Consider the following 16,190-nt stretch of genomic DNA (forward strand, 5'->3'; position numbering starts at 1 on the left):
CTCGTGCTATTGCCGTCCGTGGGAGAACACCGCAAATCTACGGCAACCACCCGGCCCTGCGGGCGGCGACCACCGCCTCGCCCCGGGTCCGCGCCCCCAGCTTCCGCATCGCGGACCGCAGATACGCCTTGACCGTTTCGGCCGTCAGCCCCAGCCGGCCGGCCGCCGCCCCGTTCGTCGCCCCCGCCGCGACACAGGCCAGCACGTCCACCTCCCGGGGCGCGAGCCGCACCGCTCCGGACGGCGTCTCCCGCGGGGTGAGCAGGGCGCACGCGTCCAGCAGCTCCGCCCGCAGCGCCGGGTCGGCGATCCGCGGGGCCAGCGCCCGCAGCGCCGCGTGCGCCTCCCGCACCCGCTCCCGCTCGGCGCCCGCTCCGGGCTCCCGCCACGACTCCGCGCCCGTTCTCGGCGCCGGGCCGGCGGCCGCCAGCAGCTCCGCCGCCTCCTCCCGCACCAGCAGCGCCTGCTCCACGTCCCGCGCGACCTGCACCGCCTCCCCGAGCGTGCGGTCGCCCAGCGGCCGTGCGGTGCGCAGCGCCCCGTACAGCACCGCCCGCACCCGCCGCCGTACGACGACCGGCACGGCCACCACGGCGCGCAGGCCCTCGGCGGCGACCGGGACGTCGTACTCGTGGCTGATCTGCCGGGAGACGGAGTAGTCCGTCACCGCGCACGGCCGGGCGAGCGCGACCGCCTTGCCGCCCAGGCCGTTGCCCGGGGTCACCGCGAGCGAGCTGAGCGCCGGGGTGGCGGTGCCGCTCAGCTCGCTGATCCGCACGTGCCGGCGCCCCGGCTCCACCAGCCCGCCGAACGCGACCGGCAGTCCCGTCGCGCGCCGCAGCCGGGCCAGCGCACCCCGGATCTCCACCGCCTCGCCCGTCCTCGTCGGGTCTGCTGTCACCTGTTCGCCCCTCCACCGCGGCCCTGTGCGGGCGCACACCCCCGTTCGGGGGTAGTGAGACCTGCATCACGGATTACACGATGGCGGTGAGCCGCCCGGCAAGGTCCGGCACCGAGGAGGACGCATGACGACGGCGACGGAGCAGTTCCGCAGGGCCCGGGACTTCCTGCTGGAACACCGTGAGGACTACGCCACCGCCTACCGGGACTTCGCCTGGCCCCGGCCCGGGCGTTTCAACTGGGCCCTGGACTGGTTCGACGTGATCGCCGACGGAAACGACCGCACGGCCCTGCACCTGGTCGAGGAGGACGGCGGCGAGACCCGGCTGTCCTTCGCCGAGCTGTCGCGCCGCTCCGACCGGGTCGCGAACTGGCTGCGGGAGCGGGGCGTGGCCGCCGAGGACCGGGTGCTGGTGATGCTCGGCAACCAGGCCGAGCTGTGGGAGACCGCCCTGGCCGCGATGAAGCTGCGCGCCGTGGTCATCCCCGCCACGCCGCTGCTCGGCCCCGCCGACCTGCGCGACCGCGTCGACCGCGGCCGGGTCCGCCATGTGGTCGTGCGCTCCGCCGACGCCGCGAAGTTCGACGAGGTGCCCGGCGACTACACCCGTATCGCGGTGGGGGAGGAGCCCGGCGGGGACTGGCTGCCGTACGCCGACGCCCACGGCGCGTCCGACGCCTTCGCCGCCGACGGGCCGACCCTCGCCGACGACCCGCTGATGCTGTACTTCACCTCGGGCACCACCGCCCGCCCCAAGCTGGTGGAGCACACCCACACCTCGTACCCGATCGGGCACCTGGCGACCATGTACTGGATCGGCCTGCGCCCCGGCGACGTGCACCTCAACATCTCCTCGCCCGGCTGGGCCAAGCACGCCTGGTCCAACCTCTTCGCCCCGTGGAACGCCGAGGCGACCGTCTTCCTGCACAACTACACCCGCTTCGACGCCCCCCGCCTGATGACCGAGATGGACAGGGCGGGCGTCACCACCTTCTGCGCCCCGCCGACCGTGTGGCGCATGCTCATCCAGTCCGACCTGGGCCGGCTGCGCACCCCGCCCCGCGAGGTCGTCGCCGCCGGGGAGCCCCTCAACCCGGAGGTCATCGAGCAGGTGCGGCGCGCCTGGGGCGTCACCATCCGGGACGGCTTCGGGCAGACCGAGACCGCCGTGCAGGTGTCCAACAGCCCCGGCCAGGTCCTCAAGACCGGCTCCATGGGCCGCCCCAGCCCCGGCTACCGCGTGGAGCTGCTCGACCCGGTCTCCGGCGCGCCCGGCGCGACCGAGGGCGAGATCGCGCTCGACCTGTCGGAGCGGCCCGTGGGCCTGATGACGGGGTACCACGGCGACCCGGACCGCACGGCGGAGGCGATGGCCGGCGGCTACTACCGCACCGGCGACATCGGCTCCCGCGACGAGGACGGCTACATCACCTACGTCGGGCGCGCGGACGACGTGTTCAAGGCGTCCGACTACAAGATCAGCCCGTTCGAGCTGGAGAGCGCGCTGCTGGAGCACGAGGCGGTCGCCGAGGCGGCCGTGGTGCCCGCGCCGGACGCGCTGCGCCTTGCCGTGCCGAAGGCGTACGTCGTGCTCGCCGACGGGTGGGAGCCCGACCCCGACACGGCGAAGGTGATCTTCGAGCACTCCCGCGAGGTGCTCGCCCCCTACAAGCGCATCCGCCGACTGGAGTTCGGCGAGCTGCCCAAGACCGTCTCCGGCAAGATCCGCCGCATCGAACTGCGCGAGGCCACGGCGTCCGGTTCGACCGCCGAGTACCGCGAGGAGGACTTCCGGTGACCACGCTCTCCTACAGCCACGGCACCAGCGCCACGACCCTGCTCGGTGACACCATCGGCGCCAGCCTGGACCGCACCGTCGCCGCCTGGCCCGACCGCGAGGCCCTCGTCGACGTGCCGTCCGGACGGCGCTGGACCTACGCCGAATTCGGCGAGCAGGTGGAGAAGTTGGCGTCCGCGCTGCTCGACTCCGGTGTCACCGAAGGCGACCGGGTCGGCATCTGGGCGGTCAACTGTCCCGAGTGGGTGTTCACGCAGTACGCCACCGCGCGCATCGGCGCGATCATGGTGAACATCAACCCGGCGTACCGCACGCACGAGGTGGAGTACGTCCTCAAGCAGTCCGGCGTCCGGCTGCTGATCGCCTCCCTCGGCCACAAGACGAGCGACTACCGGGCCATGGCGGAGGAGGTGCGCGGGAGGTGCCCCGGGCTGCGGGAGGTCGTGTACATCGGCGACCCGAGCTGGGACGCCCTGGTCGCCCGCGCCACGCCGAACCCGGCCCGCCCCGAGCTGTCCTGCGACGACCCCGTCAACATCCAGTACACCTCGGGCACCACCGGCTTCCCCAAGGGCGCCACCCTCTCCCACCACAACATCCTCAACAACGGATACTTCGTGGGGGAGTTGATCGCCTACAGCGAGCAGGACCGGGTGTGCGTCCCGGTGCCGTTCTACCACTGCTTCGGCATGGTGATGGGCAACCTCGCGGCCACCTCGCACGGCGCCTGCATCGTCATCCCCGCCCCGTCCTTCGACCCGGCCGCCACCCTGCGCGCGGTCCAGCAGGAGCGCTGCACCTCGCTGTACGGCGTGCCGACGATGTTCATCGCCGAGCTGAACCTGCCCGACTTCGCCTCCTACGACCTCACCTCGCTGCGCACCGGCATCATGGCGGGCTCGCCCTGCCCGGTGGAGGTGATGAAGAGGGTGGTCGCCGAGATGCACATGGAGCAGGTCTCCATCTGCTACGGCATGACGGAGACCTCCCCGGTGTCCCTCCAGACCCGCATGGAGGACGACCTGGAGCACCGCACCGGCACCGTCGGCCGCGTCCTGCCGCACATCGAGGTGAAGGTCGTCGACCCGGCCACCGGCGTCACCGTCCCACGCGGCACCTCGGGCGAGCTGTGCACCCGCGGCTACAGCGTGATGCTCGGCTACTGGGACGAACCGGAGAAGACCGCCGAGGCGATCGACCGGGGCCGCTGGATGCACACCGGCGACCTCGCGATGATGCGGGACGACGGCTACGTGGAGATCGTCGGCCGCATCAAGGACATGATCATCCGGGGCGGCGAGAACGTCTACCCGCGCGAGATCGAGGAGTTCCTCCACGGCCACCCGAAGGTCGCGGACGTCCAGGTCGTCGGCGTCCCGCACGAGCGCTACGGCGAGGAGGTCCTGGCCTGCGTCATCCCCCGCGACCCGGCCGACCCGCTCACCCTGGACGAGCTGAGGAGCTTCTGCGACGGCCGCCTGGCCCACTACAAGATCCCGAGCCGCCTGGAACTCCTGGAGACCTTCCCGATGACGGTCTCGGGCAAGGTCCGCAAGATCGAACTCCGCGAGCGGTTCACGACGGGCTGACCGGCGCTCGGCCCACCAGTTCCAGGCGCATGCAGACGCGGGGCCAGTGGTCGAGGCCGTGCGCGGACTCCTCGGCGCGGATGCGCTTCAGCCCCGGCGTGAGGCCGCTCCCGTCCAGCACGCGGAAGCCGAGGCGGGCGTAGTACGGGGCGTTCCACGGGACCTCGGCGAACGTGGTCAGGGTGAGGGCGGTCAGGCCCTCCTCGCGGGCCCGGTCCGCGGCGTGCGCGAGCAGGGCGCGGCCCACGCCCCGGCGGGCCGCGTCCGGGTGGACGGACACCTGCTCCACGTGCAGGGCGCCGTCGACCGGTTCGGCGATCAGATACGCCAGGGGCTCGTCGTCCCCCTCGTCCGCCGCGACCCAGCAGCGGCCGGCCTTCCGGTAGCGCTCCAACTCGTCCAGGGCGGGCGGGTCGTCGTCGGCGATCTCCTCCATGCCGAGGTCGCGGAACGGCGTGCCGGCGGCCCGTTCGACGTCCTGGAGGGCGGGCAGTTCACCGGGGGCGGCGGGGCGGATGCGCATCCGACGAGTATCGGACGCACCCGGCGCGCACGTCGCCGGAGTTTCAGGACGCGTCCGCGTCCAGCGCCACGGCGGGGGCGTTCTCGGGGCGGGCGGCGCCCGAGGGCTCGAGGACGAACAGGGGGACGTCCAGGGCGTCCGCGCGGGCGACGGCCTCCTCGGTGTAGCCGGTGAGGGAGAAGTACAGGCAGGTCGCGGACTCCGTCATGGCGGTCAGCCACAGGCACTCCACGTCCCGCGGGGTCGCGGGCCGCGCCGACGGGTCGAGCTGGGCCAGCACGCCCCGGCCGGCCAGTCCGATGCCGGACGCCGGCCGCTGGTCCGCGCGCCGGATGTCGTCGTGGCCGAGGCGGCGCAGATACAGCACGGCGGCCGTGACCGCGTCGCGCGCGGTGCGGATCGGCACGGTGGGGACGGCGGGCCGCCGCGGCTCTCCGGCGGCCGGCGCCCCGGCCCGCTCGCCCGTCACCGGGATACGCAGCACCGTCCCGCAGGGGCAGCTCAGTTCGGGCTGCGGCCACTCGCCGCGCGTGCCGCAGCCGCCGCAGCGCACGGTCACCCATTCCTCGCGCCAGGAGCGGTGCCCGACGGCGGCCGGCACCCGGTCAGGGTCCAGCGGCGCGGCGACGGGCGCACCGCAGGCGCAGGGGTACGCCGGGGCCGTGAAGCGGTGCGAGCGCCGACAGGCGGGACAGCGCACCGGGAGGCTCTCGGACATCGGTCCACTCCCGTTGGTCTCGAGGCGGGGGTCCATCGTCCTCCTCCCGCCGGCCGGTGTCCCGCGGTTGCGCCACTCTTGACGGCCTCCTTCCGCCGCTCTTACATTCATTCCAGATAGCAGAAGTTATTTTCCGCTATACGGAATAAACGGAAGCGGCTCACCGCGGGCGCGACGGGCGTGCGAATCCGAGAAGTCCGAAGCAGGAGTACTCCATGGCTCGAATGACGGCTGCCCGCGCGGCGGTCGAGATCCTCAAGCGTGAGGGCGTCGACGTCGCGTTCGGTGTCCCCGGCGCGGCGATCAACCCGTTCTACGCGGCGCTCAAGGAGTCCGGCGGCATCAGCCACACCCTCGCCCGCCATGTCGAGGGCGCCTCCCACATGGCCGAGGGCTACACCCGCACCCGTCCCGGCAACATCGGCGTGTGCGTCGGCACGTCGGGACCGGCCGGCACCGACATGATCACCGGCCTGTACTCGGCGTCCGGCGACTCGATCCCGATTCTCTGCGTCACCGGTCAGGCGCCGACCGCGGTGATCCACAAGGAGGACTTCCAGGCCGTCGACATCGCGTCCATCGCCCGGCCGGTCACCAAGATGGCGGTGACCGTGCTGGAGGCGGCGCAGGTGCCCGGTGTCTTCCAGCAGGCGTTCCACCTGATGCGCTCCGGCCGTCCCGGCCCCGTGCTGATCGACCTGCCGATCGACGTGCAGCTCACGGAGATCGAGTTCGACCCCGACACCTACGAGCCGCTCCCCGTCTACAAACCCGCCGCGACCCGCGCGCAGATCGAGAAGGCCCTCGGCATGCTCAACGCCGCCGAGCGCCCGCTGATCGTCGCGGGCGGCGGTGTGGTCAACGCCGACGCGGCGGACCTGCTCGTCCGGTTCGCGGAGCTGACCGGCACGCCCGTCGTGCCGACGCTGATGGGCTGGGGCGTCCTCCCCGACGACCACGAACTCAACGCCGGCATGGTCGGGTTGCAGACCTCGCACCGCTACGGCAACGCGACCTTCCTGGAGTCCGACTTCGTCCTCGGCATCGGCAACCGCTGGGCCAACCGCCACACCGGCCGCCTCGACGTCTACACCGCCGGCCGCACCTTCGTGCACATCGACGTCGAACCCACCCAGATCGGCCGCATCTTCGCCCCCGACTACGGCATCGCCTCCGACGCCCGCGCCGCGCTCGGACTCCTCGTCGAGGTCGCCGAGGAGATGCGGGCGGCGGGCCGGCTGCCCGACCGCTCCGCGTGGGCCGCCTCCGCGCAGGAACGGCGCGCCACGATGCAGCGCCGCACCCACTTCGACGACGTCCCCATCAAGCCGCAGCGGGTCTACGAGGAGATGAACAAGGCGTTCGGGCCCGAGACGCGGTACGTCACCACGATCGGCCTCTCCCAGATCGCCGGCGCGCAGCTGCTGCACGTCTACCGGCCGCGCCACTGGATCAACTGCGGCCAGGCCGGCCCCCTCGGCTGGACCGTCCCCGCGGCGCTGGGCGTGGCCAAGGCCGACCCGGAGGCCCAGGTCGTCGCCCTGTCCGGCGACTACGACTTCCAGTTCATGATCGAGGAACTGGCCGTCGGCGCACAGCACCGCATCCCGTACGTCCACGTCCTCGTCAACAACGCCTACCTGGGCCTGATCCGCCAGGCACAGCGCGCCTTCGCCATCGACTTCCAGGTCAACCTGGAGTTCGAGAACATCAACACCCCCGAACTGGGCGTCTACGGCGTCGACCACGTCAAGGTCGCCGAGGGCCTGGGCTGCAGGGCGATCCGCGTCACCGACCCCGGCGAACTGGGTCCGGCCTTCGAGCAGGCGAAGAAACTCGCGGCGGAACACCGCGTCCCGGTGATCGTGGAGGCGATCCTGGAACGCGTCACCGACATCGCGATGTCGGTGACGAACGACATCAGCGACGTGACCGAGTTCGAACCCGTGGCCACGGAGCCGGGCCACGCACCGACGGCGGTCAGGCCCCTGCGGGTCTGACCACGCGAGCCGGGGGCGGGCCCGGCGGCACCCCCACACGTGCGTGCCCCGGGCCGCGCCCCGCCCGTCGCGTTGCGAGAGGTGTCACGGCGTGCCGCCGATGATGTGGGCGGGTGCCGGGTACTCACGATGCCATGGCAGAGGTCGTGCAGGCGGGCGCGTGGGGGCTGGTGGCAGGTTCGGCACTGCTCGTCGGGGCGGTGGCGGGGTTCGGGCTGCGGGTGCCGCAGAAGGTGATCGCGACGGTGATGGCGTTCGGGGCGGGGGTGCTGCTGTCGGCGGTCAGTTTCGAGCTGGTCGGGGAGGCCTACGAGCAGGGCGGTCTGGTCCCGGCGGCCATCGGCACGCTGGCGGGCGCCGCGGCCTATACCGCGGGCAATGTGTGGCTGGCCCGACGCGGCGCCCGGCACCGCAAGCGCTCCGGTCACCACGAGGGCCAGCAGCAGCCCTCCGAGGAGCAGCAGAGCGGTTCGGGTCTCGCGCTGGCCTTCGGGGCGCTGCTGGACGGTGTTCCGGAGTCGGCGGTCATCGGCGTGAGTCTGCTCGACGGCGGAAGGGTGAGCCTGGTGACCGTGGCGGCGGTGTTCATCAGCAATGTCCCCGAGGGACTGTCCAGTTCGGCGGGGATGAAGAAGGCCGGCCGCGGCAAGGCGTACGTCTTCGGGGTGTGGGGGGCCATCGCCGCGGCGAGCACCCTCTCCGCGGTGCTGGGCTACACCGTGGTCGGCGGTTTCTCCCCGGCGGTGATCGCCGCCGTGACCGCCGTCGCGGCCGGAGCGATTCTCGCGATGATCGCGGACACCATGATTCCCGAGGCGTTCCATGACGCTCACCTGGCCATCGGCCTGGTCACCGTCTGCGGCTTCCTGGTCTCCTTCGCCCTCTCCCACACATGACGATCCCCTGGCAGCCGGATCCGGCCCTCGGTGCCGCGGTTTCGCGCCCGCCCTCGGCGCTCACCGCCTCGGCGTCTCATGAGCCGCCGCCTCCGCCGCCTCCGCCGCAACCTCCGCCGCATCCGCCCCCGCCTCCGCAGCCGTCCGCGCCGCCGCAGTAGAGGCGGCCGCTGTAGCCGCCGCCGGAGCCGCCGGAACTGCCGGAGGCGCCGGAGAAGCGGCGCAGGGCGCGCTTGTGGCGCAGGCGGACCCGTGCCGTGAGGCCCGCGCGGAGGGCGAAGCGGGGGACGACGACGCGGAGGGCCGCCTGGCCGTGCAGGGCGACGGCCAGCAGCTTTTCCTCGTCGGAGAGGCCGTCCCGGCTCGCCGGGACGGGATACGCGGTGCGCAGCACCTCCAGGCGACGGCGTGCCGCCCGCGTCGTCCCCAGCGCCGGCGGACTCACCATGCCCGTCTCGGCCAGCCCGGTCTTCAGCGTGTCCACCGCCCAGCGGACGTCCGGGTCGCGCAGCAACTCCCCTACGCGGCAGGGCTTGTGCAGCCTTCGGTGCACCGCGCTCTCCAGGTACGGCACCCTCAGCTCCGCCGGGACGTCGTCCTCCGGCGTGGGGACGTCCTCCGGCGCCGGCAGCGGCGGCAGCGCGCGTCCCGCCTCGTTGTCGACCGCCACCACCGTGTGCGAGGCGCCGGGTTCGACGGCGCCGCGCAGGTGCAGGCCGATGACGGTCACGATGACGGCGGCGCGCGGCCCCCCGGCCAGCAGGGCGATCTCGTGCGGCGTCTCCCGGACGCGCGCGGTGTCGGCCATGACAGGACACCCCCTCGGAGCACGGAGCCCGCCGCCCCCGTGCCGGCGGGCCCCGTGTGCGGGGATGGTTCCGCGCGCGGGGCCCGCCGAAGCCTGGGGAGGCGGTGTTCAGAGGTTCATTTGAGGGTGCCGTAGCCGCCCTACGGACGTTGCCGTACGCCGGCCGTCACGACTCGTGGTGTTCGGACAGTCCCGGCCAGTCGTCCGGGCCGCCGCCCTGCCACTCGATGAAGTCCGCGTCCTCGACGTCGGTGACGTACAGGTCGGCCAGGCGCAGGATCTCGCCCACGTCGTCGGTGTGCGTGGCGACCCCCAGCGTCTCGTCGTCGGAGGTGACCCGCCGGGAGCCGTCCAGGGCGGGCGCGTGGACCACGATGTGCGGATGCTCCGTCGGATGTGCCATGCCCCCAGGCTGCTGCGGACCGGGCGGATCCGCATCCGGGAGGACGGTGGGCTCGGGACCGCGGCGGCGGCGACAACCGCGGGACGTCTCCCCTCAGGTCGTAGGAGACGGGCCGCGGCGTTGACCACCGCACTGGCTCGCGCGCCGCCGCGGCGCCCTCGCCCCGCCCGCACCGCCGCCGTGCCGTACGGCCACCCCTCATCCGGGTCATCCGGGCCGTACGGCGCCGCGGTGCGGGCCGTGGGTTCCGGGCGGCGCCGCCGCCTCGGGCGCGACGGGACTGATGTCGGCGCCGGCGCCGCCCGGGGTCTCAGGGAAGGGAACGGATCAGACCCGCGCGCCGGACAGCCGCTCGACGGCCCGCAGCAGCGCGGAATGGTCGAGCCCGCCGTCGCCCTGGGCGCGCAGGCTCGCCACCAGCTGGGCGACCACGGCGCCGACGGGCAGCGCGGCGCCCACGGTGCGGGCGGCGTCGGTGACGATGCCCATGTCCTTGTGGTGCAGGTCGATCCGGAAGCCCGGCGTGAAGTCCCGCTTCAGGAAGTTGTCCTTCTTGCGGGCCAGCACGGTCGAGCCCGCCAGCCCGCCGCCCAGGACGTCCAGCGCTGCGGCCAGGTCGACGCCGGACTTCTCCAGGAAGACCACGGCCTCGGCGCAGGCCTGGATGTTCACGGCCACGATCAGCTGGTTGGCGGCCTTCACCGTCTGCCCGGAGCCGTGCGGACCGCACCGCACGATCGTCTTCCCCAGCGCCTCGAACAGCGGCTTCGCCTCGTCGAAGTCGGCCTGGTCGCCGCCGACCATGATGGACAGCACCGCCTCGATCGCCCCGGCCTCGCCGCCGGACACGGGCGCGTCGAGCACCCGGATGCCCTTCTCCTTCGCGGCGGCGGCCAGGCCGACGGAGGTCTGCGGGGTGATCGAGGACATGTCGATCAGCAGGGCGCCGCGCCGGGCGTTCTCCAGGATGCCGTCGGGTCCGTACGCGACGGCCTCGACCTGCGGGGAGGCGGGGACCATCGTGACGATCACGTCGGCGTCCCGCACGGCCTCGGCGACGGAGGCGGCCGCGGTGCCGCCCGCGGCGGTCAGCCGGTCCAGCTTCTCCCGCTCCAGGGTGTGGCCGGTGACGTCGTAGCCCGCCTTGACCAGGTTCTCGGACATGGGGGAGCCCATGATGCCGAGACCGATCCAGGCGACCTTGGGAAGGGTGCTCATGAGGGTGCCTCTCGGTACGACTCGGTACGTTTCGAAATCGGGTGCGTCAGCGGGAAGCGCCTCGGCGGGCCTCCCGCGGCAGCCAGTCGAAGGCCTCCGCGCTCGGGCGGTCGCCCGGCTTGTACTCCAGGCCGACCCGGCCGTCGTAACCGGCCTTGCGCAGCCGGTCCAGCAGCTCCTCCAGCGGGAGCGACCCGGTGCCGGGGGCGCCGCGTCCCGGGCTGTCGGCGATCTGCACATGCCCGGTCCGGCCGGCGTGGCGGTCGATGACCGCCGGCAGGTCCTCGCCGTTCATGGCCAGGTGGTACAGGTCCATCAGGAAGCGCGCGTTGTCCAGTCCGGTGGCCGCGTTCACCCGGTCGACGACGCCGACGGCGGCCGGCGCCGACACCAGCGGGTAGTGCGGCGACTCGGGTTGGTTGAGCGCTTCGATCAGCAGGACCGCGCCGATCCGGTGGGCGGCCCGCGCGGCGAGGACGAGGTTCTCCAGCGCGAGCGCGTCCTGCTCGGCCGGGTCCGCGCCGTCGACCCGGTTGCCGTACAGCGCGTTCAGCGCGCGGCAGCCGAGGGATTCGGCGAAACCGGCCGCGACCTCGACGTTCGCCCGGAAACGGGCGGACTCCTCGCCCGGTACGGACAGCGCGCCCCGGTCGGGTCCTGGCAGCCGCCCGGCGTAGAAGTTCAGGCCGGTGAGCCGCACCCCCGCGTCCTCGATCGCCGTGCGCAGCGCGTCGAGCTCGGACTGCGCGGGCTCGGGGGAGTCGACCCACGGCCACCACAGCTCGACCGCGCCGAAACCGGCCTCGGCGGCGGCGGCCGGGCGCTCCAGGAGCGGGAGCTCGGTGAAGAGGATCGACAGGTTGACGGTGAAGCGCTGGTCTGTGAATCCCATCGGGCCGCGCTCCCTTCTCCTTGTTTTCCGTATAGTTTCCGTATGGCGGAATTAACTTTCTGCTTGTTGGAAGACTGCCCGTACCGGTGAAGGGCTGTCAAGAGGTCGGTAGGTTGGCCCCGTGCGATTGCGAGTGGAGTTCACGACCGAGCCCTTCGACCTCGACGAGGCGCCCGGGCACGCCGTCGTGGCGCGCGAGGTCATCGAGACGGCCGGCCTGGACGAGGTGGACGTCGGGCCCTTCGGCAACACCGCCGAGGGCGGCGCCGACGCGGTGCTGGCCGCCGTGGGCACCCTGCTGCGCCGCACCCTGGCCGCCGGCGCCACCCGCGTCTCCCTCCAGATCAAGGTGGTCGAGGAGGGCGACCGGTGAGCGCGACCGGCCAGGGCGCCTTCATCGCGGCCGTGAAGCCGCTGGTCGACGCGATGGGCGGGGAGATGATCCCGCCGGACGAGGCCGGCCCCGACGACGTGGTGCTCTCCTGGGAGGGCGCCGCCGCCGTCGCCGTACGGCTGCCGCAGCTCGCGGACTCCCTCGACCACATCCTGGCCGCGCTGGAGCGGCGCAGGGGCATGCCGCTCGCGGAGCTGGACCGCAAGGCGAAGCAGGAGATCGTGCGCAGTCTGGAGGCGCGCGGGGCGTTCGCCGTACGGCACGGCGTGGAGACCGTGGCGAGCGCGCTCGGCGTCAGCCGCTTCACCGTGTACAACTACCTCAACCGTGAGAAGGGCGCCTGAGCCGAGGCGCGGTCGCCCTCACGAGCCCGGTTCGGACCCCGCACCCGAACGTCACACGGAATTTTCAACAAACTGTTGACGCCTGGGGCGTGACGGCGTTCACTGTCGGCACGCCCGTTCGCAGCACACGGCCGTTCGCGGCCACGGAGGCTCACGTGACGTCGACAGCAACGCCCCCGGGCCTGGCCCGGTTCAACGTCCTGGAGGAGCAGGCGGCGCACACCGCGCTCCTCGAGGTCTGCGCCTCCACCGCCTGGGCGCGGCGGCTGCTCGCCGCCCGCCCGTACGCGGACCCCGACGCGCTGTACGCCGCGAGCGACGCCGCCATGAACGCGCTCACCGAGGCCGACCTGGCGGAGGCGATGGCCGGGCACCCGCCGATCGGCCGCCCCAGGCCGGGGGACCCCACCTCGGCGCGGGAACAGCGCGGCATGGCCGGGGCACCCGACGGGCTGCGGGCCGAGATGCTGGAACTGAACCTCGCCTACCAGGAGAGGTTCGGCCATGTGTTCCTGATCTGCGCCACCGGCCGCACCGCCGAGGAGATGCGCGACGCCGTGCGCGAGCGCCTCGGCAACCCGCCGGAGAAGGAACGCGAGATCGTCCGCACCGAACTGGGGAAGATCAACCGCATCCGGCTGACCCGACTCGTCGAAGAGGACTGACGTCGCATGAGCACCGACACCACCGCCTCCGTGTCCACGCACATCCTGGACACCAGCGCGGGCCGCCCCGCCGAGGGCGTCGCCGTACGCCTCTCCGCCCGCCCCGGCCGGCACGCCGCCTGGCAGGAGCTCGGCGGGTCCGCGACCGACGCGGACGGGCGGTGCAAGGACCTGCCGGCCCTGCCGGAGGGAACCACCCAGGTACGGCTCGACTTCGAGGTGGAGCCGTACTTCCTGAAGAAGAAGGCCGAGGCTCAGCAGGACGCCCCCGCGCATCGGGACAGCGGTGCCGTGTTCTTCCCCGAGGTGGCGATCACCTTCGCCGTCACGGCCGGCGAGCACTACCACGTACCGCTGCTGCTCAACCCGTTCGGCTACTCCGTTTACCGAGGGAGCTGACACCCATGCCCACGATCCTGGGACAGAACCAGTACGGCAAGGCCGAGAACCGAGTCGTCAAGATCACGCGGGACGGCGCCACCCACCACATCAAGGACCTCAACGTCTCCGTCGCCCTGTCCGGCGACATGGACGACGTCCACTACAACGGCTCCAACGCGAACGTCCTGCCGACCGACACCACCAAGAACACGGTGTTCGCCTTCGCCAAGGAGCACGGCATCGAGTCCGCCGAGCAGTTCGGCATCCACCTCGCCCGCCACTTCGTCACCTCGCAGGAGCCCATCCACCGGGCGCGCATACGCGTCGAGGAGTACGCCTGGGAGCGCATCGAGACGTCCGGCGAGGCCAAACACTCCTTCGTCCGCACGGGCCAGGAGACCCGGCTCACCCAGGTCACCTACGACGGCGAGAGCTGGGAGGTCGTCTCCGGTCTGAAGGACCTCACCGTCATGAACTCCACCGACTCGGAGTTCTGGGGCTACGTCAAGGACCGCTACACCACGCTGAAGGAGGCCCACGACCGGATCCTCGCCACCTCGGTCTCCTCCCGCTGGCGGTTCAACTGGACCGACGACGCGCAGCCGACGCCCGACTGGGACACCTCGTACGCCCAGGTCAAGCAGCACATGCTGCGGGCCTTCGCCGAGACCTACTCCCTCTCGCTCCAGCAGACGCTCTACCAGATGGGCTCCCGCGTCATCGAGGAGTGCGCCGAGGTCGACGAGATCCGCTTCTCCCTCCCCAACAGCCACCACTTCCTGGTCGACCTGGAGCCGTTCGGCCTGAAGAACGACACCCCCGACGGAGCGGTGTACTTCGCCGCCGACCGCCCCTACGGCCTGATCGAGGCCACGGTCCTGCGCGACGGCTGCGAGGCACGGATCCCGGTGGACCTCACCAACCTCTGACCGCACCCCCACATCGGCACCCGTGGCCGGGTACCCGGGCCCCGCACCCGCCCGGCCACGGCACTCAAACCCCAGGGTCCTGCCGTGCCCTCCTCCCCGTACGCGACAAGGACGCACCATGGCAGCAGACCGGCGCACCGTCATCGAGAACTGCGCGATCGCCACCGTCGACGTGGCGGACACCGAGTACGCCACCGGACACCTCGTCCTCGCAGGCGACCGCATCGAGTCGCTCGGCCCCGGACCGGCCCCCGAGGGCCTGGAGAACGTCATCCGCCGGATCGACGCCACCGGCCATCTCGCGACCCCCGGCCTGGTCAACACCCACCACCACTTCTACCAGTGGCTCACCCGGGGTCTTGCCACCGACCACAACCTCTTCGACTGGCTCGTCGCGCTCTACCCGACCTGGGCGCGCATCGACGAGGCGATGGTGCACGCGGCGGCCCAGGGGTCCCTCGCCATGATGGCCCGCGGCGGCGTCACCACCGCCATGGACCACCACTACGTCTTCCCGCGGGGCTCCGGCGACCTGTCCGACGCGATCATCACCGCCGCCCGCGACATGGGCGTCCGCTTCACCCTCGCCCGCGGCTCCATGGACCGCGGCGAGTCGGACGGCGGACTGCCCCCGGACTTCGCGGTGGAGACCCTCGACGACACGCTCGCCGCCACCGAGGAGACGGTGCGCCGCCACCACGACACCTCGCCCGGCGCGATGACCCAGATCGCCGTCGCCCCCTGCTCCCCGTTCTCCGTCTCCACCGAACTCATGCGCCAGGGCGCCGAGTTGGCCCGACGCCTCGGCGTACGGCTGCACACCCACGGCTCGGAGACCGTGGAGGAGGAGAAGTTCTGCCACGAACTGTTCGGCATGGGCCCGACCGACTACTTCGCGTCCACCGGCTGGCTCGGCGAGGACGTGTGGATGGCGCACTGCGTCCACATGAACGACTCCGACATCGCCGCCTTCGCCCGCACCGGCACCGGCGTCGCCCACTGCCCGTCCTCCAACGCCCGCCTCGCCGCCGGCATCGCCCGCGTCCCCGACATGCTCGCGGCCGGCGTCCCCGTCGGCCTCGGCGTGGACGGCACCGCCTCCAACGAGTCCGGCGAGCTCCACACCGAACTGCGCAACGCCCTGCTGATCAACCGCCTCGGCGCCCACCGCGAGAAGGCCCTGACGGCACGCCAGGCACTGCGCCTCGGCACCCACGGCGGCGCGCGCGTGCTGGGCCGGGCGGACGAGATCGGCTCCCTGGAGCCGGGCAAGCTCGCCGACCTGGTGCTCTGGCGGATGGACACCCTCGCCCACGCCTCCATCGCCGACCCGGTCACCGCCCTGGTGTTCGGCGCCGCCGCCCCGGTCACCGCGTCCTTCGTGAACGGCCGTCAGATCGTCGAGAACGGCCGGCTGCTCACCGCCGACGAGGACGCCGTCGCCCGCACCACCCGCGCCGAGGCGCGGCGCCTCGCCCGGACCGCCGGCCAGGTCTGACCCCCGCACGTCTCCGGGCCGGGAGGGACGGCTCCCGGCCCGGAGACCGCGGACCCCGTACGGGATCCGCGGAGGCCGTCTCCGGGGCGCGCCCAGGCGCGCCCCGGGAACGGCACGCACCCCCGCTCCACCACCGGACGTCACCCTCCCTCCCCACGCTCGGCCGCACTCGAGCGGGAGGTACCCCACGCCCGCCCGCACCTCCCTGACAACCACGCCGGCCCCGGCGTGCA

General features: G+C 72.7%; 17 protein-coding genes. 10 read left to right on the forward strand and 7 right to left on the reverse strand.

What is annotated here, in order from left to right:
- Positions 1 to 37: 37 nt before the first annotated feature.
- The gene (locus tag ACP7TJ_RS26895) at positions 38 to 901 is read right to left on the reverse strand and encodes a response regulator transcription factor (RefSeq protein ID WP_318295908.1); all 864 of its coding nucleotides are present in this window, start codon (positions 899 to 901) and stop codon (positions 38 to 40) included.
- A gap of 124 nt (positions 902 to 1,025) precedes the next feature.
- Here ACP7TJ_RS26895 and ACP7TJ_RS26900 point away from each other — a divergent pair, with 124 nt between their 5' ends.
- Together ACP7TJ_RS26900 and ACP7TJ_RS26905 are read left to right on the forward strand one after the other, a co-directional pair.
- The gene (locus ACP7TJ_RS26900) at positions 1,026 to 2,699 is read left to right on the forward strand and encodes an AMP-binding protein (RefSeq protein ID WP_401540231.1); all 1,674 of its coding nucleotides are present in this window, start codon (positions 1,026 to 1,028) and stop codon (positions 2,697 to 2,699) included.
- Positions 2,696 to 4,288 carry an AMP-binding protein gene (locus ACP7TJ_RS26905; protein WP_427765953.1) on the forward strand — a complete coding sequence of 531 codons (1,593 nt, stop codon included), beginning with the start codon at positions 2,696 to 2,698 and terminating at the stop codon, positions 4,286 to 4,288. Before ACP7TJ_RS26900 ends, ACP7TJ_RS26905 begins: the two co-directional genes overlap by 4 nt.
- Here ACP7TJ_RS26905 and ACP7TJ_RS26910 read toward each other — a convergent pair.
- Complete coding sequence (locus ACP7TJ_RS26910; RefSeq protein WP_367462387.1) at positions 4,275 to 4,811, reverse strand: GNAT family N-acetyltransferase; 537 nt, start codon at positions 4,809 to 4,811, stop codon at positions 4,275 to 4,277. The two genes, ACP7TJ_RS26905 and ACP7TJ_RS26910, sit on opposite strands and share 14 nt — an antisense overlap.
- Positions 4,812 to 4,854: 43 nt before the next feature.
- Entirely contained in the window at positions 4,855 to 5,529 is a 675-nt protein-coding gene (locus ACP7TJ_RS26915) for a hypothetical protein (RefSeq protein WP_427765957.1), read from the reverse strand.
- 215 nt (positions 5,530 to 5,744) lie between these two features.
- On the opposite strand from ACP7TJ_RS26915, the gene gcl reads away from it, so the two are divergent.
- Both gcl and ACP7TJ_RS26925 read left to right on the forward strand, forming a co-directional pair.
- Positions 5,745 to 7,529 carry a glyoxylate carboligase gene (gene gcl / locus ACP7TJ_RS26920; RefSeq protein ID WP_427765960.1) on the forward strand — a complete coding sequence of 595 codons (1,785 nt, stop codon included), beginning with the start codon at positions 5,745 to 5,747 and terminating at the stop codon, positions 7,527 to 7,529.
- A gap of 134 nt (positions 7,530 to 7,663) precedes the next feature.
- Entirely contained in the window at positions 7,664 to 8,425 is a 762-nt protein-coding gene (locus ACP7TJ_RS26925; protein ID WP_427765963.1) for a ZIP family metal transporter, read from the forward strand.
- A 76-nt stretch (positions 8,426 to 8,501) separates the two neighbouring features.
- On the opposite strand, the gene ACP7TJ_RS26930 is transcribed toward ACP7TJ_RS26925, so the two are convergent.
- From ACP7TJ_RS26930 to ACP7TJ_RS26945, 4 genes are all read right to left on the reverse strand, one after another.
- The gene (locus tag ACP7TJ_RS26930; RefSeq protein ID WP_427765966.1) at positions 8,502 to 9,233 is read right to left on the reverse strand and encodes a TIGR04222 domain-containing membrane protein; all 732 of its coding nucleotides are present in this window, start codon (positions 9,231 to 9,233) and stop codon (positions 8,502 to 8,504) included.
- Between the two features lie 166 nt (positions 9,234 to 9,399).
- Positions 9,400 to 9,636 (reverse strand): hypothetical protein, encoded by a 237-nt coding sequence (locus tag ACP7TJ_RS26935; protein ID WP_093766109.1) that lies wholly within the window; start codon positions 9,634 to 9,636, stop codon positions 9,400 to 9,402.
- Between the two features lie 327 nt (positions 9,637 to 9,963).
- Positions 9,964 to 10,854: a 2-hydroxy-3-oxopropionate reductase gene (locus ACP7TJ_RS26940; RefSeq protein WP_167742261.1), complete on the reverse strand. Its 891-nt coding sequence runs from the start codon at positions 10,852 to 10,854 to the stop codon at positions 9,964 to 9,966.
- Positions 10,855 to 10,900: 46 nt separating this feature from the next.
- On the reverse strand, positions 10,901 to 11,746 hold the full coding sequence (locus ACP7TJ_RS26945) for a TIM barrel protein (RefSeq protein ID WP_427765968.1): 846 nt from the start codon (positions 11,744 to 11,746) through the stop codon (positions 10,901 to 10,903).
- A gap of 121 nt (positions 11,747 to 11,867) precedes the next feature.
- On the opposite strand from ACP7TJ_RS26945, the gene ACP7TJ_RS26950 reads away from it, so the two are divergent.
- From ACP7TJ_RS26950 to ACP7TJ_RS26975, 6 genes are all read left to right on the forward strand, one after another.
- Positions 11,868 to 12,119, forward strand: coding sequence for a thiamine-binding protein (locus tag ACP7TJ_RS26950; RefSeq protein ID WP_427765971.1), 252 nt, complete (start codon positions 11,868 to 11,870; stop codon positions 12,117 to 12,119).
- A gap of 53 nt (positions 12,120 to 12,172) precedes the next feature.
- Positions 12,173 to 12,484 carry a helix-turn-helix domain-containing protein gene (locus ACP7TJ_RS26955; RefSeq protein WP_093766520.1) on the forward strand — a complete coding sequence of 104 codons (312 nt, stop codon included), beginning with the start codon at positions 12,173 to 12,175 and terminating at the stop codon, positions 12,482 to 12,484.
- Between the two features lie 155 nt (positions 12,485 to 12,639).
- Complete coding sequence (uraD, locus tag ACP7TJ_RS26960) at positions 12,640 to 13,149, forward strand: 2-oxo-4-hydroxy-4-carboxy-5-ureidoimidazoline decarboxylase (RefSeq protein WP_427765975.1); 510 nt, start codon at positions 12,640 to 12,642, stop codon at positions 13,147 to 13,149.
- 6 nt (positions 13,150 to 13,155) lie between these two features.
- The gene (gene uraH, locus ACP7TJ_RS26965) at positions 13,156 to 13,548 is read left to right on the forward strand and encodes a hydroxyisourate hydrolase (protein ID WP_093766104.1); all 393 of its coding nucleotides are present in this window, start codon (positions 13,156 to 13,158) and stop codon (positions 13,546 to 13,548) included.
- Between the two features lie 5 nt (positions 13,549 to 13,553).
- Complete coding sequence (gene pucL / locus ACP7TJ_RS26970) at positions 13,554 to 14,459, forward strand: factor-independent urate hydroxylase (protein ID WP_167742255.1); 906 nt, start codon at positions 13,554 to 13,556, stop codon at positions 14,457 to 14,459.
- A gap of 118 nt (positions 14,460 to 14,577) precedes the next feature.
- Positions 14,578 to 15,957 (forward strand): 8-oxoguanine deaminase, encoded by a 1,380-nt coding sequence (locus ACP7TJ_RS26975; protein ID WP_427765980.1) that lies wholly within the window; start codon positions 14,578 to 14,580, stop codon positions 15,955 to 15,957.
- Positions 15,958 to 16,190 lie beyond the last annotated feature (233 nt).

This window comes from Streptomyces sp. DSM 41931 (assembly GCF_050271085.1).
In the GTDB taxonomy this organism is placed as follows: domain Bacteria; phylum Actinomycetota; class Actinomycetes; order Streptomycetales; family Streptomycetaceae; genus Streptomyces; species Streptomyces albogriseolus.